Origin of the sequence: Alkalihalobacillus sp. CinArs1, assembly GCF_947387515.1 — a bacterium.
In the GTDB taxonomy this organism is placed as follows: domain Bacteria; phylum Bacillota; class Bacilli; order Bacillales; family Guptibacillaceae; genus Guptibacillus.
Genome location: NZ_CANDOB010000002.1, coordinates 538,831 through 563,216 on the forward strand (window position 1 = coordinate 538,831; position 24,386 = coordinate 563,216).

The 24,386-nt window shown below is 45.6% G+C and carries 27 protein-coding genes; 16 read left to right on the top strand and 11 right to left on the bottom strand.

The window, feature by feature from the left end:
* The first annotated feature begins 5 nt into the window (after positions 1-5).
* The 9 genes from PFZ69_RS11265 (at position 6) to PFZ69_RS11305 (ending at position 7,119) form a co-directional block, all read left to right on the top strand.
* Positions 6-623, top strand: a complete 618-nt coding sequence (locus PFZ69_RS11265) for a hypothetical protein (protein WP_270181178.1) — start codon at positions 6-8, stop codon at positions 621-623.
* Between the two features lie 29 nt (positions 624-652).
* Positions 653-1,231 carry a GNAT family N-acetyltransferase gene (locus PFZ69_RS11270; protein ID WP_270181179.1) on the top strand — a complete coding sequence of 193 codons (579 nt, stop codon included), beginning with the start codon at positions 653-655 and terminating at the stop codon, positions 1,229-1,231.
* Between the two features lie 184 nt (positions 1,232-1,415).
* On the top strand, positions 1,416-2,264 hold the full coding sequence (locus PFZ69_RS11275; RefSeq protein WP_270181180.1) for an ABC transporter ATP-binding protein: 849 nt from the start codon (positions 1,416-1,418) through the stop codon (positions 2,262-2,264).
* Positions 2,261-2,980 (top strand): ABC transporter permease subunit, encoded by a 720-nt coding sequence (locus PFZ69_RS11280; protein WP_270181181.1) that lies wholly within the window; start codon positions 2,261-2,263, stop codon positions 2,978-2,980. The genes PFZ69_RS11275 and PFZ69_RS11280 overlap by 4 nt, the downstream gene beginning before the upstream one ends.
* Before the next feature lie 17 nt (positions 2,981-2,997).
* Entirely contained in the window at positions 2,998-3,531 is a 534-nt protein-coding gene (locus PFZ69_RS11285; protein WP_270181182.1) for a DUF6773 family protein, read from the top strand.
* Between the two features lie 6 nt (positions 3,532-3,537).
* Positions 3,538-3,732 (top strand): helix-turn-helix transcriptional regulator, encoded by a 195-nt coding sequence (locus PFZ69_RS11290; RefSeq protein ID WP_270181183.1) that lies wholly within the window; start codon positions 3,538-3,540, stop codon positions 3,730-3,732.
* 327 nt (positions 3,733-4,059) lie between these two features.
* A complete protein-coding gene (locus tag PFZ69_RS11295) occupies positions 4,060-5,073 on the top strand; it encodes a tripartite tricarboxylate transporter substrate binding protein (protein ID WP_270181184.1) in 1,014 nt (337 codons plus the stop codon).
* Positions 5,074-5,136: 63 nt separating this feature from the next.
* Positions 5,137-5,586, top strand: a complete 450-nt coding sequence (locus PFZ69_RS11300; protein ID WP_270181185.1) for a tripartite tricarboxylate transporter TctB family protein — start codon at positions 5,137-5,139, stop codon at positions 5,584-5,586.
* A gap of 15 nt (positions 5,587-5,601) precedes the next feature.
* A complete protein-coding gene (locus tag PFZ69_RS11305; protein WP_442865182.1) occupies positions 5,602-7,119 on the top strand; it encodes a tripartite tricarboxylate transporter permease in 1,518 nt (505 codons plus the stop codon).
* Between the two features lie 56 nt (positions 7,120-7,175).
* Here the strand turns inward: PFZ69_RS11305 and PFZ69_RS11310 are convergent, their stop codons facing one another.
* From PFZ69_RS11310 to PFZ69_RS11360, 11 genes are all read right to left on the bottom strand, one after another.
* A complete protein-coding gene (locus PFZ69_RS11310) occupies positions 7,176-7,862 on the bottom strand; it encodes a response regulator (RefSeq protein WP_270181187.1) in 687 nt (228 codons plus the stop codon).
* A complete protein-coding gene (locus PFZ69_RS11315; RefSeq protein ID WP_270181188.1) occupies positions 7,855-9,462 on the bottom strand; it encodes an ATP-binding protein in 1,608 nt (535 codons plus the stop codon). The genes PFZ69_RS11310 and PFZ69_RS11315 overlap by 8 nt, the downstream gene beginning before the upstream one ends.
* Before the next feature lie 147 nt (positions 9,463-9,609).
* The gene (locus PFZ69_RS11320) at positions 9,610-10,824 is read right to left on the bottom strand and encodes an MFS transporter (protein ID WP_270181189.1); all 1,215 of its coding nucleotides are present in this window, start codon (positions 10,822-10,824) and stop codon (positions 9,610-9,612) included.
* Between the two features lie 5 nt (positions 10,825-10,829).
* The gene (locus PFZ69_RS11325) at positions 10,830-11,507 is read right to left on the bottom strand and encodes an ArsR/SmtB family transcription factor (protein WP_270181190.1); all 678 of its coding nucleotides are present in this window, start codon (positions 11,505-11,507) and stop codon (positions 10,830-10,832) included.
* Between the two features lie 286 nt (positions 11,508-11,793).
* Positions 11,794-12,924, bottom strand: a complete 1,131-nt coding sequence (locus PFZ69_RS11330) for an ABC transporter ATP-binding protein (protein WP_270181191.1) — start codon at positions 12,922-12,924, stop codon at positions 11,794-11,796.
* A 27-nt stretch (positions 12,925-12,951) separates the two neighbouring features.
* Complete coding sequence (locus tag PFZ69_RS11335; RefSeq protein ID WP_270181192.1) at positions 12,952-14,235, bottom strand: ABC transporter substrate-binding protein; 1,284 nt, start codon at positions 14,233-14,235, stop codon at positions 12,952-12,954.
* A 27-nt stretch (positions 14,236-14,262) separates the two neighbouring features.
* The gene (locus PFZ69_RS11340; RefSeq protein ID WP_270181193.1) at positions 14,263-15,090 is read right to left on the bottom strand and encodes a carbohydrate ABC transporter permease; all 828 of its coding nucleotides are present in this window, start codon (positions 15,088-15,090) and stop codon (positions 14,263-14,265) included.
* A 15-nt stretch (positions 15,091-15,105) separates the two neighbouring features.
* Positions 15,106-16,068, bottom strand: coding sequence for a carbohydrate ABC transporter permease (locus tag PFZ69_RS11345; RefSeq protein WP_270181194.1), 963 nt, complete (start codon positions 16,066-16,068; stop codon positions 15,106-15,108).
* Positions 16,049-17,338 carry an alkaline phosphatase family protein gene (locus tag PFZ69_RS11350; RefSeq protein ID WP_270181195.1) on the bottom strand — a complete coding sequence of 430 codons (1,290 nt, stop codon included), beginning with the start codon at positions 17,336-17,338 and terminating at the stop codon, positions 16,049-16,051. The genes PFZ69_RS11345 and PFZ69_RS11350 overlap by 20 nt, the downstream gene beginning before the upstream one ends.
* A gap of 1 nt (position 17,339) precedes the next feature.
* Positions 17,340-18,137: an HAD-IIA family hydrolase gene (locus tag PFZ69_RS11355; RefSeq protein ID WP_270181196.1), complete on the bottom strand. Its 798-nt coding sequence runs from the start codon at positions 18,135-18,137 to the stop codon at positions 17,340-17,342.
* A gap of 16 nt (positions 18,138-18,153) precedes the next feature.
* The gene (locus PFZ69_RS11360; protein ID WP_270181197.1) at positions 18,154-18,714 is read right to left on the bottom strand and encodes a glycerol-3-phosphate responsive antiterminator; all 561 of its coding nucleotides are present in this window, start codon (positions 18,712-18,714) and stop codon (positions 18,154-18,156) included.
* A gap of 483 nt (positions 18,715-19,197) precedes the next feature.
* On the opposite strand from PFZ69_RS11360, the gene PFZ69_RS11365 reads away from it, so the two are divergent.
* The 7 genes from PFZ69_RS11365 (at position 19,198) to PFZ69_RS11395 (ending at position 24,374) form a co-directional block, all read left to right on the top strand.
* Complete coding sequence (locus PFZ69_RS11365) at positions 19,198-20,184, top strand: bile acid:sodium symporter family protein (RefSeq protein ID WP_270181198.1); 987 nt, start codon at positions 19,198-19,200, stop codon at positions 20,182-20,184.
* A 279-nt stretch (positions 20,185-20,463) separates the two neighbouring features.
* On the top strand, positions 20,464-21,192 hold the full coding sequence (locus PFZ69_RS11370) for a PAS domain-containing protein (RefSeq protein WP_270181199.1): 729 nt from the start codon (positions 20,464-20,466) through the stop codon (positions 21,190-21,192).
* A 90-nt stretch (positions 21,193-21,282) separates the two neighbouring features.
* Positions 21,283-22,158, top strand: coding sequence for a phosphotransferase family protein (locus PFZ69_RS11375; RefSeq protein ID WP_270181200.1), 876 nt, complete (start codon positions 21,283-21,285; stop codon positions 22,156-22,158).
* Between the two features lie 155 nt (positions 22,159-22,313).
* Positions 22,314-22,715, top strand: a complete 402-nt coding sequence (locus tag PFZ69_RS11380) for a hypothetical protein (RefSeq protein WP_270181201.1) — start codon at positions 22,314-22,316, stop codon at positions 22,713-22,715.
* Between the two features lie 36 nt (positions 22,716-22,751).
* A complete protein-coding gene (locus PFZ69_RS11385) occupies positions 22,752-23,639 on the top strand; it encodes an EamA family transporter (RefSeq protein ID WP_270181202.1) in 888 nt (295 codons plus the stop codon).
* Between the two features lie 13 nt (positions 23,640-23,652).
* Positions 23,653-23,838 carry a hypothetical protein gene (locus tag PFZ69_RS11390; protein ID WP_270181203.1) on the top strand — a complete coding sequence of 62 codons (186 nt, stop codon included), beginning with the start codon at positions 23,653-23,655 and terminating at the stop codon, positions 23,836-23,838.
* Positions 23,839-23,855: 17 nt separating this feature from the next.
* Entirely contained in the window at positions 23,856-24,374 is a 519-nt protein-coding gene (locus tag PFZ69_RS11395; RefSeq protein WP_270181204.1) for a GNAT family N-acetyltransferase, read from the top strand.
* Positions 24,375-24,386 lie beyond the last annotated feature (12 nt).

The window sequence follows — 24,386 nt, forward strand, 5'->3', positions numbered from 1 at the left end:
TGCAGATGAATTTACGATCGAAAAAACTAGGAAGTGTATTAACAAAGTTTCTATGGGTGGATATTGTCCTATCTACGATTTTATTAATCAATATTTTTATAGTGAGAACGATTGGTGTTAGTGAATCTTTCTTGTACTATGATTCAGCCGTCACAGTTATTTTGAGCATTAATTTTCTAACTTGTATCGTGCTGTACCTTGTATGGCTTTACAAAGTACATAACGATTTACGAGAAATGAATGCTTCGTACCCAATCACTCCAGGTGGAGCGCTAGCACGCGTGATGATCCCGATTTACAACCTATACGGTTTATGGAACGTGTACGCCACGATGGCGAAGTATTTTAAAGAGAGCTCTCCAGCCTTTGAAGCAGGAAAGAAGCTCGCGATCTATACGCCGATCTATTATTTTCTCTACGTGATTACGAGTGTTATCAATTCGTCTCTCAACATGCAGTCAGATTACGATCCCTTTACGTTCATTTGGGTCGTTTCGTATATAGGAGATGCTGTGCTAGTGTTCATGTTTATTCTGATTGTAAAAGTGGTGACTACTGCTTTAATGAACTTGTCTGAGGAGCATTCGAACCAGGATGAAGAAGAGAATGCTCATTCGCTCTAACTGAAGGCATCTTGAAAAGAGGAGAGCAGATGGTTGATCAAGTAAAAAGTGAAAACATCACGGATGACACGGTTCAATCGTTTTTGCAACAGGGATACGAATTAGTATTTATGGAATATGTGATGGAACGTGACTTGTCAGAGATTCCTAAACTGGTCCACTCAGTTCCTTTGACTTTTAGAAGTTGGACTGCATCTTCTGAAAAAAACTTTTACGATGTGTATACTGCGTCGTTCAAAGATCGGCCAGGATTTCCAGGGTGGTCGATGGAGAAATGGGTGGAGTGGATCTCGTCGAGTCCAACCTTTCTTCCTAAACGTTCGTACCTCGCAATTGTTGAAGATGAACGAGTCGGGTTTATTGCGGCCGATGTTGACGAGGAGTTTCCAGATGAGAAAGGATATATTGTTCAAGTTGGGGTTATCCCTGAGTGGCGTCGTAAGGGGATTGCTGCGGAGTTGACTTGCTGCTGTTTGGAAGCGTTTCGTCAAGATGGAAAGAACTCGGTTGTGCTCCATGTTAATCAAAATAATCCAGGTGCGGTTGGGCTATATGAAGAGTTGGGATTTAAGACGATACGTAGAAGAGGGACCTTTGAGAGAGTTTAACGATAAGAGCTTGGAAGGCAAAACTGCCTCCAAGCTCTTTTTTATTTGCTTGAACACTGGAACATCAAGGGATTTTAATTAATATAATAACCTAAATGACATATATATGTTGCAAAAAGACATTCTTATTATATAATGGAAAAAGAAGGTAGTCATTAACAATTTGTGGGGTGGGGAAGTGAGTATGGAATTGAAACGTCTTTCAAAGTCGTTCAAGAAGGGTGAGTTTGCCCTGTCTGAGATCGACTTTATGTTACAGCGGGGAGAAATCGTTGGGTTAGTTGGGCCGAATGGAGCTGGGAAGACAACGTTGATGAAAGTGTTATCAGGTCTTATCGTCACGTATGATGGGGAATTCGTTCACGATTCGGTGAAAGTCGGAAGCTTGATCGAGAAGCCAAAGTTTTTTCCAAGTAAGAGTGGGGCGTACAACATCAAGTACTTTTGTGCACTGAATGGCGCTAGCACAAAGCAGGTTGATGAAGTCGTTCAGTCACTTGGAATGGCTCCTTATCTAAAAAAGAAAGTAAAGCATTACTCGCTCGGTATGAAGCAGCGGTTGGGAATTGCGCTTGCGCTCGTCTCGAATCCAGACTATCTCATTTTAGATGAGCCGACGAACGGGATGGACCCTGATGGGATACGGAATATCTTAAGCTACCTAAAACGTCTTGTGGAGGAGAGGAACATCGGGTTGCTGATCTCGAGTCACATCTTAGAGGATGTTGAGAACATCAGTGACCGTGTTTATGTGATTAAAAACGGGGCGATCATCAGCGAGTATACCGGTAAGCAAGTTGAGCGCATTTTGAGCATCACGCTATCTAATCAAGATCGACAGAAGGCGGTCGCCATTTTAAGTCAGCGGTGGGATGTGACGCATAACGGAGCAGAGGTAAGTGTACTGTCGGAGGATGTAAAAAGTGTGTTGAAGGAGCTTGCTGAGGAAGGAATTTACCCAGAAAACGTCGAGAAAAAGCAGGCGACGTTAGAGGACTTTTATTTTGAACAGATGGAGAGTGAAGCGACATGAACGTTGGAAAATTCCTAGGACTCGAATTAAAACGAAATGTGATCAGTCTTCCGCTGTTTTTATCGATCGGACTTTCACTGGCACTTGGGAGCGGAATCATCTATTCGATCCATGAACTAGGTGGACCATTTCAGCCAAGAAACGTTGCGGGGCTTTATGCGACGATCGCGATGGTTGCACTTGGCATCTACTCTGCAAAGGTTGTAGTCGCTGATCTTCATCACGGAACGATCTACCTGCTTTTTTCTTCTACTGGTGACCGTATCACGTTCTTGGTTTCAAGGCTCGTCGTAATGGGAGCTGTATCGACGCTGTTCGGAATCGGCTGCGGAGTACTTCTGTATGTGAACCATGTGCTGAACGGGCAGGCTTTTAGCTGGAGTGACGTTGGGGTGGCTATTCTTCATTACGTGCTATTCGGATTGTTTTTCACGCTCCTGTTTTTCGTCATCTCGATGTTTTATCAAAAGACGATGAACATCATGATTATTGCGCTTGTGACGATTCTCGTTTTACCAGGCATCCTCGGAATGGTGCAAATGGTTGAAAGCTTGCCTGCTTTTGCGAGAGAGTTCATCGGTCATCTCCCTCTGTATACGCTGACGAATACCATTGGCTTTCTTGCGATGGAGGGGTACGATATGATGATAACGGTGTTTGTGTCGCTCGGCTTGTTCGCGTTCGCTTTTATAAAACTACCTAAGGTCGATTATTGATAGGAGGGGGAAGAGGCATGGGATTGTTTAGACGAAAAGTGTTAGATGAGCGGGTAACGGCGCTTCAGGACGGTATTTTTCGAGAACTTTATGCGATCGTCGTAGGTCTTTGTGGATTGTCGATTTTCTATGAGCAGTTCTTTGGAGACATTAGTTTGGGGAAAGTCTGGCTTGAGCTCGTGATCATTATTGGGGGCGGCGCATATTATCTTCTACGTTCGTCGATGCTTGGCATTTTCACGGATGAGGTCGAGATGCATGATCGGTCGAGTAAGTGGAAGATGAATACGAAAAATATGGTGATCAGCGTGCTTGTTGGATTGGGGATTTCGTTAACATTCGCAACAATCAATTCACAGCGATTTGGTGAAACGAGATCAGAGACGATAGAGTTTTTCTTCGTTATCTTTTTCGTGAGTATGATGATTTATATTCCCTTTATGTTTGCCATTCTTGTCCTTCCTTACGCGATGGCGAAGTACCGGAGTGATAACGTGAACGAGGAAGAGCTTGAGGACATGGACGATGAAGATGAACAGGATGTGCGGTGATCAACGTTGAAAAATAAAAAGCTGAAAATGGCCAGAGTCGAACATGACTTATCGCAGCAGGAGCTTGCGAAAAAGGTAGGTGTCTCAAGGCAAACGATCGGACTGATCGAACTTGGAAAGTATAACCCTACGCTTCAACTATGTGTGGCAATCTGTAAGGCGCTCGGAAAGACGCTGGATGATTTGTTTTGGGAGGAGTGAGGGACGGAGGGACAGGTTCCTTGTCCCAGCTGATGTATCGAGGGAGAGGGACAGTAAACCTGTCCCCATGTCCCAACAAAAACCGGAGTGTATGCGAATGATGCATACACTCCGGTTTTCGTTTAGCTTTCAACCTCCGTCTACACTTGAAACGTCACACCGGAGGGACATAGGGACAGGTTCCATGTCCCCTGATGAACTTTATGAACAAAATGCTCAAAATGAAACAAACCTTTCTTATTTCCGTTTTATTAAAATCTTACAAAAGATTAGATATAGTTTGGTTATCGGAAATGTAAGCGATTACAAATTAGGAGGGTTATCAAGATGAAAAAAAGAAAAAGCATGTTTATGTCACTATTGTTAGGAAGCGCACTTGTCATGAGCGCGTGTGGTAGTAGTGAAAGTTCTAGTAGTTCATCAGCAGATGGTGGTGAATGGAGTCCAACAAAACCGATTGAGATGATTGCACCAGCTGGAGCTGGTGGTGGTTGGGATACCACGGCTCGAACCATCTCAAAAGTGATGGAGAAAGAAAACGTGATCGATAAGCGTATGGCTGTTGCCAATAAACCTGGTGGTGGAGGAGCCGTCGGTTGGTCTTATGTGGATAAGAAAGGCGGCGACCACACCCTTTTCGTCACATCACCGCCGATTTTGTTCGTTCCGTTAAACGGTCAATCTGATCTTGGTCATAATGATTTTACGCCGATCGCTGGTGTTATCGCAGACTATTCAGCTTTTACAGTCCCTGCTAATTCACCGTACGACTCTATGAACGATCTTGTTGAAGCTCTAAAAGAAGATCCAACTTCCGTTTCGGTTGTGGGGGATTCTTCTCCTGGTAGTATGGATCACATGGCCTTCGTTAAAGCGGTAAAAGCAGCAGGTGTTGATATTAAGCAGCTGAAATACGTGTCAGCTCAAGATGGCAGTGGGATGAGCATGCTGCTTGGTAACAAAGTCGATGTTTACTCAACTGGTCTCGCTGAAGCAACGGAACAGGCACGCGCTGGTAAAGTGAAAGTGCTTGCCGTGACGTCTCCTGAGCCGCTTGAAGGTGAAACGGTATCAGAATTTCCAACGCTAAAAGAACAGGGAATCGATGACGAATTCATTGTTTGGAGAGGGATTATGGGACCAAAAGATATGAGTGCTGAAGCGAGAGCATTCTATGAGCAAGCTGTGAAAGACATGATGGAAACGGACGAGTGGAAAGCTCAGCGCGATAACTTTGGTTGGAATGATAACTTTATGTCAGGTGAAGAATTCCAAGCGTTCCTTGATCAAGAAAAAGAAACGATGGAATCACTTTTGAAGGAAGTCGGTCTAGCAAAATAAGAAGGGAACGAAAGGTTAGCACATGCTGACCTTTCGTATTACATAAAAGGCAGGTGACACGCTATGCTCGCTAGTGTTGAACGAAAAGTAGCTTTGTTTTTGTTCGTATTTTCGTTTGCATATCTCGTCTTTACTTTTAACCTACCACCATTTCCGTATGCCATCGTCGATGCTGATGCGCTTCCGAAAGGACTCGGATTTTTACTCGCGGCACTTTCAATTCTATTGTTTATTCAAAATCCTGTTCATGACAGAAAGAAAAGTAATATGAAAAAAGATGAAGTGCTGATGTTGCTTGCAGTTGCTGGCCTCATATTCGTCTATATTCTTTTATTTGAGCTACTTGGATTTGTTGTGGTCACGATTCTTTTCTTACTCGTTACGTCGCGATTGTTAGGTTATACAAAATGGAAGTCGTTGATTGCCGTTGCGGTTGGCTTTACGCTTGTGCTCTATTTTTCCTTTAATTACTTACTACAAATCTATTTACCTCAGGGGATCTTACCCTTTTAGAAAGGAGGAAAGATGATGGATACGATTTCGAATATGCTGTATGGCTTTCAAGTTGTTTTAACGTTCCAAAATATCCTGTTTGTCTTTATCGGCGTTCTTGCTGGGACACTAATCGGAATGCTCCCTGGACTTGGTCCTATCTCAGCGATTGCGATCATGATTCCGTTAAGTTATGGCATGGACCCGGCTTCAGCTCTTATTCTCATGGCTGGGGTTTACTACGGGGCCGTTTTTGGCGGTTCAACATCATCCATTTTATTAAACGCACCGGGAATATCGGGGACCGTTGCAACCTCCTTCGACGGGTACCCGCTCGCGAAGCAAGGTATGGCAGGGAAAGCACTAGCCATTGCCGCCATCTCATCATTTGCGGGTGGGACAGTGAGTGTCGTTGCCCTCATGTTAGTTGCTCCCCTGATGGCAAGCTTTGCGGTCTCGTTCGGACCAACTGAATACTTTGCTCTCATGCTGCTCGGGTTAACAGCCATCGCGAGCTTGTCGGAAGGCTCAACTGTAAAAGCATTGATATCTGCCACAATTGGATTGATCATCGCTACGATTGGCGTCGATCAGCAGACAGGGACACAGCGTTTCACGTTTGGTAGCCCGAATCTTCTTGAAGGTATCGACTTTTTGATCATTGCACTTGGACTTTTTGCGCTTGCTGAAGTATGCTCGTTAATTCTGTCTAGGAAATCGAAAATGATGGGCGGAAATACGAACGTAGGCTCGTTGAAAATCACGAAGAAAGAAGCAAAAGACATCTCGGGACCGATTGCGAGGCACTCTGTGCTCGGATTTATCCTTGGAGTGCTCCCAGGTGCTGGTGCAACGATCGCTTCGTTCATGTCGTATATTACAGAGAAGAAGATTTCAAAGGACCCTTCTTCGTTTGGAAAAGGGAACATCAAAGGACTAGCTGCACCCGAGACGTCGAATAATGCTGCAACGAGCGGGGCTTTCGTTCCACTTTTAACACTAGGGATTCCTGGCTCTGGGACCACTGCAGTTCTTCTTGGGGCTCTCCTCGTTGTTGGTGTTCAACCTGGACCTTTGATGCTTACTGATCACCCAGATGTATTTTGGGGTGTGATTGCAAGTATGTATCTCGGTAACATTTTCTTACTTGTCCTGAATTTGCCGCTCATTCCGTTTATCGCGCGTATTCTCTATATTCCAAAAGCGCTGTTGATCTCGCTTGTGATTATTTTCTGTATGATCGGAGTGTATGGGGTTAGTTTCAGCACGTTTGATCTTTATCTTCTACTAGCATTTGGGATAATCGGGTTTATTATGAGACTCATAAACTTTCCAGCAGCGCCACTCATTCTTGCATTTATTCTAGGAGGAATGATGGAACAATCCTTTAGGCAAGCACTTACGATTTCAAACGGAAGCTACATGACGTTTTTTGATAGCACGGTAACCGTCGTTCTACTTGTTCTTTCAGTTCTTTCTCTCACGCTGCCTTTTATCAAAAGCAAGCTAAGTAAAAAGAAAGAAGAAGAAGAGAAGGAGCATTTAGCATCTTAAAAGAAAGAGAGAGCCGCTTTCATGATAGTTTGAAAGCGGCTCTTTACATTTGTTAGTTATACTGGATGATAGCGTCGCTCAGGTCGGCCTACCGATCCATAGGACAGATCAGCATCCACATTTCCTAGCGAAACCATGTATTCTAAGTATCTTCTTGCAGTTGTTCGACTACATCCCATCACACTGCCAACTTCTTCTGCCGTCATGCCTTGAGGCGTGTGCTCTAGCAGAACTTCTTTCAATTTCGATAGTGTTAAAGGATCGATTCCCTTTGGAGCGGCTTCGGTTACGGTAGCCCTCTTAGCGCCATGTCTCGTAAACAAGTGATCTACTTCTTCCTGACTCACGATTTTCTGACGGTTCATTTCTCCACGGGTTTCCTTGAATTTTTCAAGAGTTTGCTTAAAACGATCAAAGATAACCGGTTTAATGATATAATCGATCGCACCGCCACGAAGCGCTTCTTGAACTGCTTCTATTTCTTTTGCAGCGGTTATCATCATGACGTCCGTTTCTTTGTAATGTTCACGAATGTGCCACAGCAATCCCAGTCCGCTTTCTTCTGGAAAAAAGATATCGAGTAGAACGAGGTCTGGCTCTAGAATTTCAAGAAGTTCTTTTCCTTCGGTAATGCTTGAAGCAACTCCAATAACAGTGTAACCAGGGACGTTTTCCGTGAACTTCTGGTTGATTCGAGCAATTCGCTGATCATCCTCAACAATCAATACTTCAATTTCAGACATTGGTATCATCCTCCTTAGGAATCACAACTGTGAAAGCAGCGCCACCGTAACGGCTTCTGGATATCGTGACATATCCGCCGAGATAATCGAGTGCATTTTTCACGAGAGAAAGTCCGATTCCTCGATCTTTTCCATCCTTACGACTAAACCCTCTTACAAAGATCTGTTCCATTTCATCATCATGTATGCCGTTCCCCGAGTCTTCTATTTCAAAGATCAAGTCTCTTCCAATATCCGTCATGAAGAGGTGAATCATTCTCTCATCTTCCTTTTTCTCAAGGACAGCATCCATTGCATTATCGATTAAGTTTCCAACGATCGTAACGATTTTTTCTTGCTCCACCCATTCAGGAAGATCACTCATATTGCTTTCTTCATCGATTGAAAACTGAATATGCAGCTCATGAGCTCGGTGGTACTTACCCAGTATTAGCGCTGAGATGATAGGGTTTGGTACAGCCTTCACTAATAGCTGAACAACCTCCTGATATCCAATCGCTTCCTTATGTATTAAGTCGATGGCTTCATCATATGCACCTAACTGAATCAATCCTAAAATGGTATACAGCTTATTGGCGTATTCGTGTGTTTGAGAGCGAAGCACATTCGCGTAGCTTTGAACTTGAGAGAGTTCTCGTGATAGCGCTTCGATTTCAGTTTTTCTTCTAAAACTAGAAACAACGCCCGTGACCTCACCTTTTTGAATGATTGGAATTCGGTTCACAATCACATGATTTTCCCCTATGATGCTTTCTTGATCATATTCTGCTTTTCCGGAATGTAAAACATCTGGCATTCTTGTGTTTGGTAAAACGGACAGAATATGTTGTCCTTCTAAACTTTCTTTTTCATCTCGATTCAGCATGCGATGCGCCTCTTGATTGGCAAGTGTGATTTCACCCTTCTTATCAACCGCAATAATTCCTTCTCGAATCGTTTGAAGAATGGTATTTCGTTCTAAAAACATCGCTCCGATTTCGGAAGGTTCGAGACCAAAAATAGACCGCTTTACGTTTTTTGCAATGAAAAAACCACCTGCTAAACCGAGTAACAAGATCGTTCCTATTAAACTCATCACTTTTAACTCGAATCGATCGACTTTCTGTTCGATATCCTCTATTAGAAAGCCTACGGAGACGATGCCGATAATCTCTCCATCGTCAAAGATTGGCGTTTTCCCTCTTAAGGAGGACCCAAGAGATCCTTCTGCTTTTGAGACGTAGGATTCCCCGCCCACCAAAGCTTGCTGGCTATCTCCACCTACCATCGGTTTTCCAATCCGATCAAGTACAGGGTGCGCTACACGGATGCCATCTTTATCGCCAACCACAATAAATTCAGCTTCTGTTTTAGACCGAAGATCCTCAGCGATCGGTTGAATGATTTCCGATGGATTCTCTGACTTCATCGCTTCGATCACCGCTGGCATCATCGCGACAGATTGCGCTACATTTAACGCACGCTCTCCCATCTGCTCCTCAACACTTGTTGAATATAAATGTGTAAAAATCAGTCCAATACTAAACAAAACTGTAAATAAGAGTGCCAATATCATTAATGATAATTTAGTTTGAAGAGAAAGTGATTTCATTCTATTCATTTAGTTGCATACACTTCCTGACTGAATTGTCTTACTATTATTCTACCGATGACATTGGAAGAGTACAAGGAGGGACGTAGGGACAGGTTCCATGTCCCAGTTGAGATAACAGGTGAGCGGGACAATGAACCTGTCCCCATGTCCCTCCTATGTGAGCGTCTCTCTCATCCTCGTCATAGCCAGAACACCGGCTAAGATAGGAAGGAGGGCGACGAGTCCGATCGCCCAGGATACCGATAGCATGTCGGCGACGACTCCGGCTATAATTGCTCCGAACGCATAGCCACTGTCACGCCAAAAGCGGTAGATTCCTAGTGATGTCGCGCGCCATTTCGGATGAGCGACATCGCTGACAGAGGCGATGATAGTCGGATAGACGAGTGCTGTTCCGATTCCTAACAAGATGGCTGAAGATAGCCACAGAGAAAACGTGCTGACGAGCAGCATAAGCCAGAGTGAGAGTCCTTGGAGTAGCATTCCCGATACGATGAGCTTCTTTCGTCCGATTCGGTCACTCCACATCCCCGTGAAAAGCTGGAAGAAACCCCAGGCTGCAGGATATGCGGCGACGACCGTTCCGATTTGGCCAACGGTTAGCCCGCTCGTTGCGAGGAAAATTGGAAACAGTCCCCACGCCATGCCGTCTTTGAGATTTGTCGTAAGCCCAGCGAAGCTACTCGTAGATAAATTACGGTCACTCCAGGATGTTCGCTTAAAGATCTCTATCGAGGAAAGAGGATCTTCTGATTCTTGCTTTGCTTGAACGTTGACGTGTTCGTCGGTATTTTGGACGGCGAGTGATAAAACGAACCCGATTACGACGAGAGCGATGCCAATATAGAACGGTTCTGGACTTAGAGAATAGACAGAGGCAATGTATCCAGAGACGATCGCCATCAGAGCGACGCCGATGTAGCCTGCGAATTCGTTCAAGCCAATTGCTAGCCCCCGTTGATTAGTTTTTGCAAGGTCGACTTTCATGTTGACCGTCATCGACCACGTCAACGCCTGGTTGATTCCAAGTAATACGTTCGCGGCGACGACGACCCACCACGCATGAGCGAAGATGACCATAAGAGGGACGAAGAATCCGAACGCCCACCCAATGAGAAGGACACGCTTTCTTCCGTAGCGATCTGCAAGTTCCCCAGCGAAAAGGTTAATGATTGCTTTTGAAAATCCAAAGCTCACGATGAAGGAAAGAGCTGCACTCGTGGAAGCGAGCCCAAACCGCTCTTCACCGATTATTGGGAGGATCGTTCGCTCAAGCCCGACCATCGACCCGACAAATAGGTTGATAAGGACGAGAAGAGAAAATGGTATGAGATTTTGTTTAATTCCAATTTCCACAGGTTTTGTCAAAGGTATCACCTCTTTCTTACGAAGTCGTCTGTTTGTTTATGATAATGTTCGCGCCATTCATGTACACCGGCCTCTAACCGGACCGCTTGATAGCCTAGAACCTTCAGACGCTCGACGGCTTCTGTCGCATACACGCAGTATGCTCCACGACAGTAGGCGATGACTTCTTTGTCCATAGGCAGGAGACTGATGTGCTCGTTCAATGCCTCGATTGGAATTGATAACGCGCCATCGATATGTTCGTTCACATATTCTTCTTGAGGGCGGACGTCGATGAGAACATGCTCGTTCGTATCTCGGCGGTTAAGCCATTCCTCGAGCGTGATCGTTTCAAGATCGTCGCTACGGACGATAAATTCATCACGTAATCGAGTTACGTCCTCGATCTGTTCTTCTGCAATTGTCTTGATTGCGAAAAGGAGGTCGACGACTTTTTCGTTCGCAAGTTGGTAGATGACGTAGTTTTTTTCTTTCTCATAGCGGACTAGCTGCGCTTCCAATAGAGCGTGGAGATGCTTGGACGTGTTCGCAGTGCTCATCGCTGTCTCCTTCACTAGCGTTTCAACGGTTTTTGGGGATTGCGAAAGCAGATCGAGAAGCTCGATTCGTTTAGGGCTCGATACTACTTTTCCAATTTGTGTGAATCCCGCATAGATTTGGTCTTTGAACGTTCTTGGATCCAATGGAAGTCCTCCTATCTATTCAACTAATTAGTTGAATAGTAGCGTATGGCTGCTTCCTTGTAAAGGAACATGTTTGTTAGAGAAAGCGTAAGACAGCGTTAGTTTGATGGATAGTATAGAGGAATACTTAGAATATCTTTTTTGGGGTGAATAGTGAGAGGATATTCATAAATGCAAAAACCACCCGCCTCACAAAAGGAGAACGGTTGGTTTTTGTCTTAATGAACCTGTCCCCATGTCCCGAAAAAAAACCACCCGCCTCACAAAAGGAGGCGGGTGGTTTTCTTTATCCAACAGCAACTTTCTCACGAACTTCTTCAAGCTGAATACGTTGCTCTGTCTCATAATCGAAGTAGTGACAGCGATCCATGTCGAGCTTCAGGGTGACGGATTCCCCTGATTCCGGACGGAGTGCGGCGTCCACTCTTGCAAGGAGAGGGAGCTCCGTTGATTCTGTGTACAAGTACGTTTCGGCACCGAGTGATTCAACGACGTCGACGGTGGTGGTAATGGTGGTCGCGTTCGTTAGCTCAGTTTGATCATTCTCGTGATACAAGTCTTCCGGTCGGATGCCGAGCGTGATTGGCTTGTTCAGGTAGCCGTCTGCCTTTAGCTTCGTCATGTGAACATGTGGAACGGTTAGGTTTGTGCCCTTGATCTCCACGTACCCTTCTTTCAAAACACCGGTTACGAGATTAATAGAAGGAGAGCCGATGAACTGGCTCACGAACGTGTTAACGGGATAATCGTAAACATCCTTAGGTGAGCCAACTTGCTGGATCACACCGTCCTTCATGACGACCATGCGGGTTGCCATCGTCATTGCCTCCGTTTGGTCGTGCGTAACGTAAATCGTCGTCGTCTTCAGCCTGTGGTGCAGCTTAATGATTTCCGCGCGCATTTGACTACGAAGCTTTGCATCGAGGTTTGAGAGCGGCTCGTCCATGAGAAACACCTTCGCATCTCTCACGATGGCCCGTCCTAATGCGACGCGCTGTCGCTGTCCGCCAGATAGTGCCTTTGGTTTTCGATTGAGCAATGCTTCAAGTCCTAGGATCTTCGCTGCTTTTTGAACGCGTTCGTTAATCTCCGCTTTCTTCATTTTTCGAAGTTTTAACCCGAATGCCATGTTGTCGTACACGGACATGTGCGGATAGAGGGCGTAGTTTTGGAACACCATGGCGATATCGCGATCTTTCGGTGCAACACCGTTCATGTGCTTTTCGTCAATAAACAGGTCACCGTCTGAGATTTCTTCAAGCCCAGCAATCATTCTGAGTGTTGTCGACTTCCCACAACCTGATGGCCCGACGAGGACGATAAACTCCTCGTCTTTGATGTCGATGGAAAAGTTGTCGACGGCTTTTGTTTTTCGATCATAATATTTGTTAACGTCATGTAGCTTTACTTCAGCCATTGGAAGACCTCCCGTTACGCTTAGTCTTTACTTTACGATGTTCTCAGCCTTCTTTTGTGCATCATCGAGCGCTTTGTCCGCTGAGATGCCTTCTACGAAGACTTGATCGAACGCCTTGTTAATCGCTTCGGTTTCCACCTGGTTCCATTTCGGGAAGAGTGGGGTAGGGCGAGCGTATTTCAGTTCGTCGACCGCGACTTCGAAGTTTGGATTCTCACTTAAAAATTCCTGCATGTTTTCTTTTGCTGAGTATCGGACTGGTAGATAGCCGGTACCTTTCGACCATTGTGCGGTCACTTCTGGTTTTGAGAAGTAGGTCATGAATTGAAATGCAGCCTGTTTCTGTTCATCAGATGCTTCCTTTGGTATAACGCCGCTCGATCCACCGATCGGAACCCTGAGCTCTTCTCCTTCAAACTTCGGGAAGAACGCCGCCCCGATGTTCTCATCCATCGCAGCCATGTCCGCCGTTGATCCTGTTACCATTGCGGCTTTCCCTTTTGACAAATCTCCGATCGTGTCATACCAGTACGCCCAGCCTTCACCGCCGTAGTGCACTTTGCTGACGCCGTCCTTATGAATCATGTCGCCCCAGAACTGGAGTGCTTCCTTCGCTTCTGGTGAGTTAAGCGAAACCTCTTCTGCCGTATCGCCTAGCTCTGCGCCGTTTGACCAAGCGAGCCCAGAGAAAAACCAAGGGTAGCGGATCGGTTCGAAACCAATGTCAATTGCGCCTTTTTCCACAAGTTCGTTCGAAACGCTTCTCACACCTTCCCACGTTTCAATGCGAGAAGGATCGATTCCATTTTGTTCAAAAATGTCTTTTCGATAGTAAAGCATCGGTACGCTTCGGTTTAATGGAAGACCATAAATACTGTCGTCCTGTGAAGCTGCTTCAATAAAACCATCTACATAGTCATCGAGTTCGAGATTGCTTTCTGTAATCGAATCGTTTAGTTCATGTAGGTGACCGGAAGACGCAAACGTCTGAAGGGTCGCATCATCTAACTGTAAAAGCGCCGGATACTGTTTAGACTGAAGAGCGAGTTGGAACTTGTTTGTGATTGTCGGATAGTCTTTCATAAATACAAGTTTCACGTTGATGTCCTCGTGCTTTTCGTTGAACTCCTTCGTGATCGCTTCGAGTTCTTCCCCGAGGTTGCCACTCATCGCATGCCAGAATTCAATTTCAACGGGCCCACTTGAGGCGTTTGTATTTTCACCCGAATTGGTTGTGCTTGATCCACAGCCTGCTAGAACGACGAGAAACAGAAGTGCGAACGTAAACAGTTTGAACGGTTTGAAAGTCATGAGAAAGCTCCTTTTTGGATGGTTTTGTTAATCCTTCATGCCCTGGTACATAACACCTTGTATATAAAGCTTTTGTAAAAGCAAGAACAGCACCATGACCGGTAGAACGCTGACGGTGTTTGCCGCCATAACGATCGGCCACTGGATTCCGTAAGCCCCGTCAACCTGAACGAGCTCAGATAGTGCCAGGGAGATCGTCTTCACGCTGTCGCTCGTTGTAACGACGAGAGGCCAGAAGTAGTTGTTGTATTGATACGTAAACACGATGATGCCAAGCGTTGCCATCGTTGGGAGCGTGAGTGGCGTGACAATTTTAAAAAGGATGCGTAGGTGCGATGCCCCGTCAATTTTAGCCGACTCGATTAACGCTTTTGGAATTTGTCTCAAGCCTTGATACATAAGAAAAATGTTGAACCCGGTCACGGCACTCGGGATGATGAGCCCTTTGTACGTATCGAGCCAGTTAAGGTTTGCGAGCGTCAAATACGATGGGATGAGCGTCATGTGCGCTGGCAAGAACATCGTAAAAATGAAGATGATCAATAAGAGTTTTCTACCTTTAAACGAGATGAACGTGAGCGCGTAGCTCGCAAACAGCGCGAACAAAACGGAAAGGACCGCGACAGAGATGGCATACACCATCGTGTTGGATAAGTATTGTAGAATCTCACCAGATCGGAACACTTCCAAGTAGTTTGACCACTGTGGGTCTGATACCCAAAGGGACATGCGGGATGAATTCGCTTCGTCCTGCGTTTTCAAGCTCGTTAAGATCATCCAGAGGAGCGGAATGCTCATGAGAAAGCTGATGATCGTGAGCACGGTATATTTTGTGAATTTGCCTGCTATAGACACGTGTTTCTCTCCCTTCTAATGGTGAACCCATTTTCTTGAGATGACGTATTGAACGATTGTAAATGCGATTAAGAACAAGAAGATAATGATCGCGATCGCAGACGCATAGCCGATGTTAAAGAACTGAAACGCATGTCGGTAAAGCATATAGACGAGCACGTTCGATGAGTTTGATGGTCCTCCTTGCGTCATAACAGCGATCTGGTCGAACGTTTGGAACGCTTCGATAATCGCGACGATCACGACGAAAAACGTGACTGGTGAAATGAACGGCAGCGTGATGTAGCGGAAGAGCTGCATCCGGTTCGCTCCGTCAAGCTTGCCTGCTTCAAAGAGGTGGTGCGGTACCGACTGGAGTCCAGCCAGGAAAAACATCATGTAGTAGCCGATCGCCTTCCAAAGTCCCATGATGATAAGGGAGAGGAGTACCGTGTCAGGCGAAGAGAGCCACGCGCTTTCTGGGAGTCCAAGTGCTCGTAGTATCTGGTTGAACAGCCCATCGTCAACATCGTAAAGGGACATCCACACGATCGACACCGCGATGATCGGTGTGATGTGCGGCGAGAACAAAAGCGTACGGTACAGCGAGATACCCTTGATGTTGTCATTGACGAGTAGGGCAAGAATGAGCCCGAGCACAACGACTCCGATCACATAGAACGTCGTGTAATAAAATGTGTTCATCATCGACTTAACGAATGCTGGATCGTTCAAGAGCGCATCGTAATGCTCGATCCCGATAAACTGCGGCGTGCTCAACATGTCCCAATCGAAAAAGCTCAAGTAAAACGAATACCCGATTGGATACAGCCAAAAGACCGCTAGAAGAATGAAGGCAGGGAGGATGAACAGCCAACCTGATATATTTTCGACGGTGAAAATGGTACGTCGCCTTTTTGCCCCCGTCTTCTCTCGCCCTTTCGTGAGAGAGGAGGAGCGAGGGATTGCATAGTTGGAATCAGTAAGCTGGTTCTTCAATCGTGTTTCCTCCTTTTGTTAGAATCGAAGAGAGCGGATCGCCGTCCATTTTATGAGGCATGATGTCTCGTGTTACTGCGATTGTCGGTGCGATGTCGACGATGTGCGCCTCATCGATGTTGCTTCCACTGGAGAAAGAAGGGCCGCTCGCAATCATGAATCCTTTTAAAAGCGGATGTTCAGGAGAGTAGCCGTGCGTTGCCAAGTAAGAACTATCACCTAGAAGCTCTCCAGCTTCAACGTCATCTTTTGAAAGGTAGCCTTCTTTTAGCTCAACGATAAAGTCAGGCGTATGACCAAATTCGTCGAGGTCAATCTTCGGTAAGCCTCGTTCAGGGAAGGCGTCCGTTGAAAGAACGTCAGCTACGTACGGCAGCGATTGGAACAGGTCCTTTGCTTCCTGTTGGCGGTCGATCGTCTGGTCCGTTCCGTAAACGAAGAGGCACCCGTCGTTGCTGACAGCAGTGAAGGAATAGCCGAGCCCGTTTTCGTTCAGGAGGCGGTTCGGATAAAACGCCGTATGCACGTCGAGGTGACCGTGATCGGAATAAAGGATCACGTCCGTCTCTTGCTCATCAAGGTACGCCATCAGTTCGCCAACGAGTTCGTCGATATAGGTGATGGCGTCGTACACTTGTGATGAACGATTCCCATAATCGTGAAGCAAGCTGTCTATGGAGAGGAAGTGTCCCATGATGAAATCAGCGTCTTTTTCTTTAAGGATGTAGAGCAAGATTTCCTTTGTGAGCCAGTCCTGTTTATCTCCTAGTGCAAAATCGGAACTCCACTCACCATAGCGATCGACCGGGAGAGTTTTCTTTAGCTCATCCCAGAAGTCTGGAGTAGCGTATTGCTCAAAAAGCGCCTGGTCATAAAACTCAGGGATGTTGTAAGAAATGTTTGTAGCCTCTCTCGTTAGCGGCCAGCACACCGACGCCGTCTTCATCCCTTTCTCAGCGAGGAGATCATAGAGCGTTGAAACTTTGATGATGTCTTCCTTCGACCCAAGCTGATCGCCCCAATGATGCCGAATTTCGTTCGTTGTTCGGTCATAAACAGAATTGCCTAGAACCCCATGACGATCAGGATGACAGCCTGTGATTGCACTCGTGTTCGCCGTCCATGTGACGCTCGGATACGTCGTCGTCAATCTGGAAACGAGACTGCCTTCTTTGATCAGCTTTTTAAGATGAGGCGCATTTACGGAAGGGTCTTCCAAATATGCTCCAGCTAATCCATCGATACAGATGAGAAGCGTTCGGTTGTTCATTTCACAATCCTCCTGTTACAAGTGATTGACGATAGGTATCATAAAGGTCCTTGAGTCGTTCGACGGTGCGAACGTCTCCCGTCATTGGAAGCATTTTCTTACCATGTAAATCGATTAGAACGGAATGGAGACCTGCGTTGATGCCACCCTGGATGTCCGTAAGCGGGTTGTCGCCGATCATCACCGTATCCTCTGGCGTAAGCCCGAACCGTTTCAAAGCGGTATCGTATAAGTAGGCGTCAGGCTTTCCAATAATAAGTGGCTCGATGCTCACGGTTGCCTGAATGGCCGCAACGAGGGCACCTGTTTCTGGAACGTCATCACCCGTTTGAATCGGATGCGTGTGGTCCATGTTTGTAGCTACGAGCAGAGCGCCTTTTTGAACGTGGATGGACGCATCCTCGAGCTTTCTGTAAGTGAATTCCAGGTCTCTTCCGACGAGGACGACGTCACAATGGGCATTTACGCTATGTAAAAGCGTGTGACCGCTTCGTGCGACGTTTTCCTTAAGTGCGTCTGAGCCAATCACGTATACATTAGAAGGACCGAAGTGGTCGGTTAAGAATGTCCCTGCGCAATCGGTTGGGCAAATGATTTCCTCTTCTTCAGCGGGAACACCGAACTTTGCGAGCTTCATTCTGATCTCTGCAGCGTTCAACGTCGAATTGTTTGTCATGAACGCGATCGTTTTTCCTTCTTTGCGTAAAAGGGTAAGTAAATCAGTTGCCCCGTCGATCAGCTTTGTGCCGGCATAAATCGTGCCATCTAAATCAAATAAAAATCCTCTGAAGTTGTTCATCCTTACTGCTCCAATCCTAAAGTTTCAAGTTCCAAAGCTCTGGTTTCCCAGATACAACTGCGCTTGCTCCGGCTTCGAGGATTTCCTCGATCTCTTCCTGTGTGTTCAACAACCCACCGACGATGAGTGGTTGTTCAATCTCCTTTTTTAGATCCCGTATCACACGAGGCATCAAGCCTGGCATGATTTCAATCGCGTTCGGTTGATTCTGCTTCACGGAGCGGATGCTCATCGCGAATGCCTGTGTGTCGATGATAAAGTTGTGCTGAATGGCGAGAAGCCCGGACTCTTTTGCACGTTTGATCAGTCGGCCCTTCGTCGTCACGATGCCTGTAGGCTGAACTCTGTTTGCCAGGTAGTCGACAGCTTCGTTGTTGTTCGCGAGTCCTTTGATGAGATCGACGTGAAGGAAGGAGTATTTTCCTGCCTCATGGATTGTTTTCACAATGTCTTCGATGTTCGACAAGTTCCCCGTCATCATCGAGATGATATCGACGTTCGAATCGATCGCCTCCTGTACGTGCGCTTCTTCGCGAACGGCAGCGACCATCGGGTTTAGATCAGTTAATTGAATCATGTAAATTCCCTCCTGAACTCACGAAATAAAAAAGAGAAAATCCATCCATGTCAAAAGAGGACGCGCCGAAAATAAGAGCATAGTGCTCCGGAACGTGTTTCCTTCTTTTGACATGAACAAGATTTTCTCCGTATGATCTCCACTTGTTCTATCAATCAGTTATTCAATTACAACTACAGCTTACAACGTGTTTATAAAGTCGGTATTAAGGAAAACGTCGAATTTTGTAAATAAATATGGAGGGTTTGTAAAGGGACGTGGGGACAGGTACCATGTCCCAAATTAGTAGAGATGGAAGAGAGGGACAGTGAACCTGTCCCTTTGTCCCATGTCCCTTTGTCCCAAAGAATTGTGCTGTTCCTGTTGAAATATTTAGATTATTGTGTATAATTCGATTCATTAGCTATTCGACTTGTCATACGAGGTGAGCATTTGATCCGTCGATTTACCTGTCGAAACCACTGGCATAAGGGGGTGTAGTCTATGAAAATCTTAGAATCAATCAGTAATCTTGCAGGAAAATACTTCGCTCTATGGGTGATTGGAGTAGCACTGATTGCTTACTTCATTCCAACACCGTTCTTGGGGTTAGGAAGTTACATTACGATTCTATTAGGAGTCGTGATGTTTGGAATGGGACTTACACTAAAGCCAGTAGACTTTAAATTGGTTCTAAAAAAGCCTGTTCCTGTCATCATAGGAGTTGCGGCTCAATTCATCATCATGCCTTTGATCGCCTTGCTTCTAGCCATCGTCTTTCAGCTGCCCGCTGAATTAGCTGCTGGTCTTGTATTGCTAGGATCTGTACCTGGTGGAACATCGTCGAACGTGATGGTTTATTTAGCAAAAGGGAATCTTGCTCTTTCTGTTGCGATGACATCGTTGTCTACAATGCTCGCACCGATCGTAACTCCACTCATATTGTTAGCACTAGCCGGGCAATGGTTACCAGTGGATCCCATCGCTATGTTTCTATCGATCGTACAAGTCATCATCGTACCGATTACGTTAGGGGTACTCGTTCGAAAAGTGTTTCCAACCGCGGTTGATAAAAGTTCTGCCGTTATCCCTCTGATTTCAGTCATGGCGATCATTATCATCGTGTCTGCTGTTGTTTCAGCAAACGTTGAAAGTATTACAACGTCAGGTTTATTGATCTTCTCAGCTGTGATGGTTCATAATCTATTAGGACTCTCGCTAGGCTACGTTACAGCATTAGTGATGAAGTTAGATGAAAGTAAACGCCGTGCGATTTCGATTGAAGTCGGTATGCAAAACTCTGGACTCGGTGTTGCCCTCGCAACGGCTCACTTCGGTCCACTAGCGGCACTTCCAAATGTCATCGCAGCAGTATGGCATAATATATCAGGGCCGATTCTTGCTACGATTTGGTCGAAGAAGCCGATTGAAGGAAAAGAGAGTGATTCAACCACTCAGGTTAAAACTGAATTGCAAAGAACCGGAATTTAAAAGAAAGCCCAGGTCATATTCTCGATGACCTGGGCTTTCTTTGAATAAATATGCCATAGCGTGTCAGACCGACAAAGTCTGACACGCTATATGTTTAGTAGATGGATCGCTTCAAGCATGTTCCACGCTCCCTGTAGGTGAGAGGGACAGTGAACCTGTCCCTCCGTCCCCCAAAAAAAGGAGACATGACGAACGATGACGAATTAATAGAGAATAGCTCCTATTACTAAAGTTCGGCATCAAATCAAGAATCACTCAAGTAGTGAAGGGGGAATGAATGTGAACGACCTTTCTCGTGCAGTGCTAGATCACGTTTCTTACGGAGTCTTAGCCATCGACACGGAATATCGCATCACGTTACTTAATAAATCCGGAGCAAGTTTACTAGAATTATCACCTGAAGAAGTGCTGGGGAGAGACATGTATGAGGTGTTCCCGGATGCTCCTGAAGAGGTTCGGCACGTAGAGAGGACGGTTAAAACTCATAAAGAATATCACATCGATGTGATGCCTTATCAATATGGGAAATACGATACATTCCTCTCGATTCAAACGAGACTGCTACGAGAAGATGACATCGTCGTCGGTGCAATGGTTGAGTTTACAGATGTCACGGACCTCTATAAAAAACAATTGCAGCTCGTAAGTCGTGTCGAAAGCTTGTCAGTAAACGTCATTCCTCTTAGTAAAGGAATCGCGGTACTTCCTCTTCAATCCACGATGGATGAAAATGAGTTTAATCATATCATCGATAAAGGGGTCGAAAGGGTTTCGGAGCTCAGGGTGAGTAGATTAATCCTCGACCTTTCCTCGATTGGAAACATTGATCCAGTTCTTCTCGCAAACATTCAAAAGCTAGTAAAAACAGTTTCCCTCATCGGTACGAACGTCATCATCACGGGAGTCCGTCCGTCTGTCGCAATCGAATGGAGTAAATCGCATGAAGAGAACGTTCAAGCAGCTTTTTATCAGAATTTAGGAATCGCATTAAGAGACGTGTTTGGGTGAGGGACGAAGGGACAGGTTCCTTGTCCCAGTGACATATCAGGTGAGCGGGACAGTGAACCTGTCCCTGTGTCCCAGAAAAGAGGTATGCCCATGAATGAGTTACAGAAAGTAATCGACACCTTCAAATTGAACGTGCTAGCAGTCGAGAATGTTCCAGAGTCATTTAGTTCGACTGTATACAAGGTGAAACTCAGTGATCAACAGCTTGTATATATTAAAATTCAATACACCAAGGTCAAACGGGATCGTGAAGTAACGGTTCTCAAGCGTTTACATAACGAACTGCCTGTGCCGAAACTGCTAGATTACTGGGAAGGTGATGATGACATCACTGGAGCACTATTATTATCTGCAATCGATGGGGTTCCTCTTTCTGAAAAAGTTGACCCCGCTTTGGCGTATGATATCGGTGTTCATCATGCCAAACTACATGCCATCGTTCCAGAGAAATTGGATTTCGAGAGTGCCGTTTCGAACGAGTATGACGATTGGTCTCAGTTCATTGAACGACAGTTTTATTCATTTGCGGAGGATGTGAAGGAAGTCATCGATCACAGGTTGTATGAGCGATCACTTCACCATTTTCACCAGCTCCAGCATTCTCTTCCACCTAAAGATGGTCCGAGTTTTATACATATGGATTTTCGTCCAGGAAATATTTTGGTTTATGAGAATCGCGTTGCAGGGATTATTGATTTTGAAAGTGTCAGAATCGGTTCAACAGAAATCGACTTTACAAAGATTAATCGTGATATCTTCAGCGTCTTTCCCGGAACGTTAGAAGCCTTTCAGGAAGGGTATCGAACGGTTCGCCCACTCATCGATCTAGAAAAAGTTTTACCTTTTTATGCATTCGTAGATGCTTTCAACTCGATTGGCTGGTGCAAAAGGAGAGGGATTGAAAGAAATCGGTCATTTATGGAGCGGAACTATGGTTTGTTAAGAGGGTTTCTCCATAAGACTTGAGGGACAGAGGACCTGTCCCCTTGTCTTGCAATCTGTTAAACTATGGAAGGAGAGAGGGACGTAGGGACAGGTTCCATGTCCCAATTAAACTAATTGATATTCACGTGAGAGGGACAGTGAACCTGTCCCCTTGTCCCGCAAAAGGAGCAATTACGTTGAAAAGACTACATAAAGTAAATGTCACGTTGTTTAGCTTATTACTAATCAGCTTAGTGCTCATGGTGCTGATCGTCTACAGAGATATAAACAGCAACTTAGGGATAGGGATCGTGATCGCTGGTTTGGTGTTCGTATTTCTCTATGTTTTTTATCTTGCCATCCTTGCAATCGTGAAATTGTTTGGAATGGACCGAGATGAAAAGAAGGGGAGGCTCCTTAAGTTTTTAGCTTGGTTTGGAGGTCTGACCGTAATGGATGTTGCGGTCTCGTTGATCACGTCAACGGATATACGTCCCCTTGATTTCTTCACGTCGTTCGGGATTGCGGTTGGGATCACGTTCTTCGATGTATTGTTTTTCAAGCAGCAACGGTATGACAAAGGCGTAACTCCTAAGTAGGGGTGCGTCTTTTTGTTTAGGGAAGGAGGTAACTGTATGAAGATAAGAGGAATCACCTATGTCCTAATCGGGGCAGGAAGCTTTGGGTTCACACCGATCTTTGTGAAGACAGCCTTTGGCTATGAGTACACATTAGGGCAGGTCAATCTTGTTCAGATGCTACTCGCCTTTTTATTATTGCTCGGTTTATGCCTGTTACAAGGGTTAAGAGTTAACCAGTCGAAAAATGATTTGATAAAAATCATGATGACAGGGACGGCGATGGGACTAACGAGCATCTTCTATTACGGTGCCATGTTGTATTTGAGCGCATCATTAGCCATCATCATGCTCTTTCAATTCGTTTGGATCGGCATGATCTACGAGTGGATCTTCAGCAAGGTCAAGCCGACCAGAATGAATTTCCTCTCATTACTCGTCACGTTGACAGGAGTTGTGTTCGCATCGAACATCATCGTTAGCGGGGTGTCGTCACTTCATCCCCTCGGCTTATTGTTAGGGTTTCTCGCAGGTGCATCTTATGCCGGTTTTATTTTCTTTAGTGGGCAAGTCGCAACAGAGTCCAACCCAATCGTACGCAGTATGCTGATGGTGGCTGGTTCTCTCGTTCTCGTCCTAATTGTGTTCATCAGAGACATCCCAACGATCGCTGTGATAGACGGTCGTTTGTGGTTATTAGGGGTAGGGCTTGCGCTCGTTGGAGGTGTTATTCCCACGCTGTTCTTTGCAAAGGGCGCTCCGCTCATTTCAGGAAGACTCGCGAACGTACTAAGTTCCATCGAACTCCCTGTTGCCATTATTTCGGCTATGATCGTGCTGTCGGAAGCCGTTTCGTTTTTACAGTGGATAGGGGTGCTGTTGATCGTTGCAGCAATCGTAATTAATGAACTCGGGGATATGGCGAGAGACAAAGCTCTTGAGTAAGGACGTGTTAAATATGGATGTTATTGCAGTTGTACTGATGTCGATCGGACTCATACTTGCGCCGGTAATCGGGTTCTTTTATCCTGCTTGGTTAAGGATGAAAGGAGAAGAGGTTAGTGAGAAAAAGCTCTACGGGATACGCGCTGCTGGAATCGGTGCGCTGCTGCTCATGTATGTGTTAACGCAGGCAATAAGGTAATGAGAGGGGGGATAACGTTGATCAGAAAGATGACATCAGAAGATCTACCAGAGTTGGTGGATATCTATATAGAAGTATTTCTATCAAGTCACGCAGCCATTCTACCACGAGATTTCTTAGAAACGGTTACATATAAAACGGTCCTCGATCGATTTGAGCGCATCTTCCAAAGTGACGTTCGACGTCCTTTTTCCTTCGTAAAAATATGCGATGAGAAAATCGTAGGATTTGTTCTTGGAACGTTCGCGTTACATCCTCCAAAAGGTCATAAAGGTGAAATCAAGATGCTCTATGTCTTGCAGGAGTATCAACATGTTGGAATAGGGAAGCAGCTCCTACAAAACGCGGTTCAGCATTTCTTGAACCATCATGTGGAGTCTATGTTTATCGGGACTTTCAAAGCGAACGAAGCTGCCAGAGCTTTTTATGACCGATTGGATGGGGAGGTTTTCAGTGAGCAGACCGATCTTATCAACGGCCATCCTCTTGTCACGGTAAACTATGGATGGTCTTCGATTCGTCGGTTGTTAGATTAAGTCTGACATTCG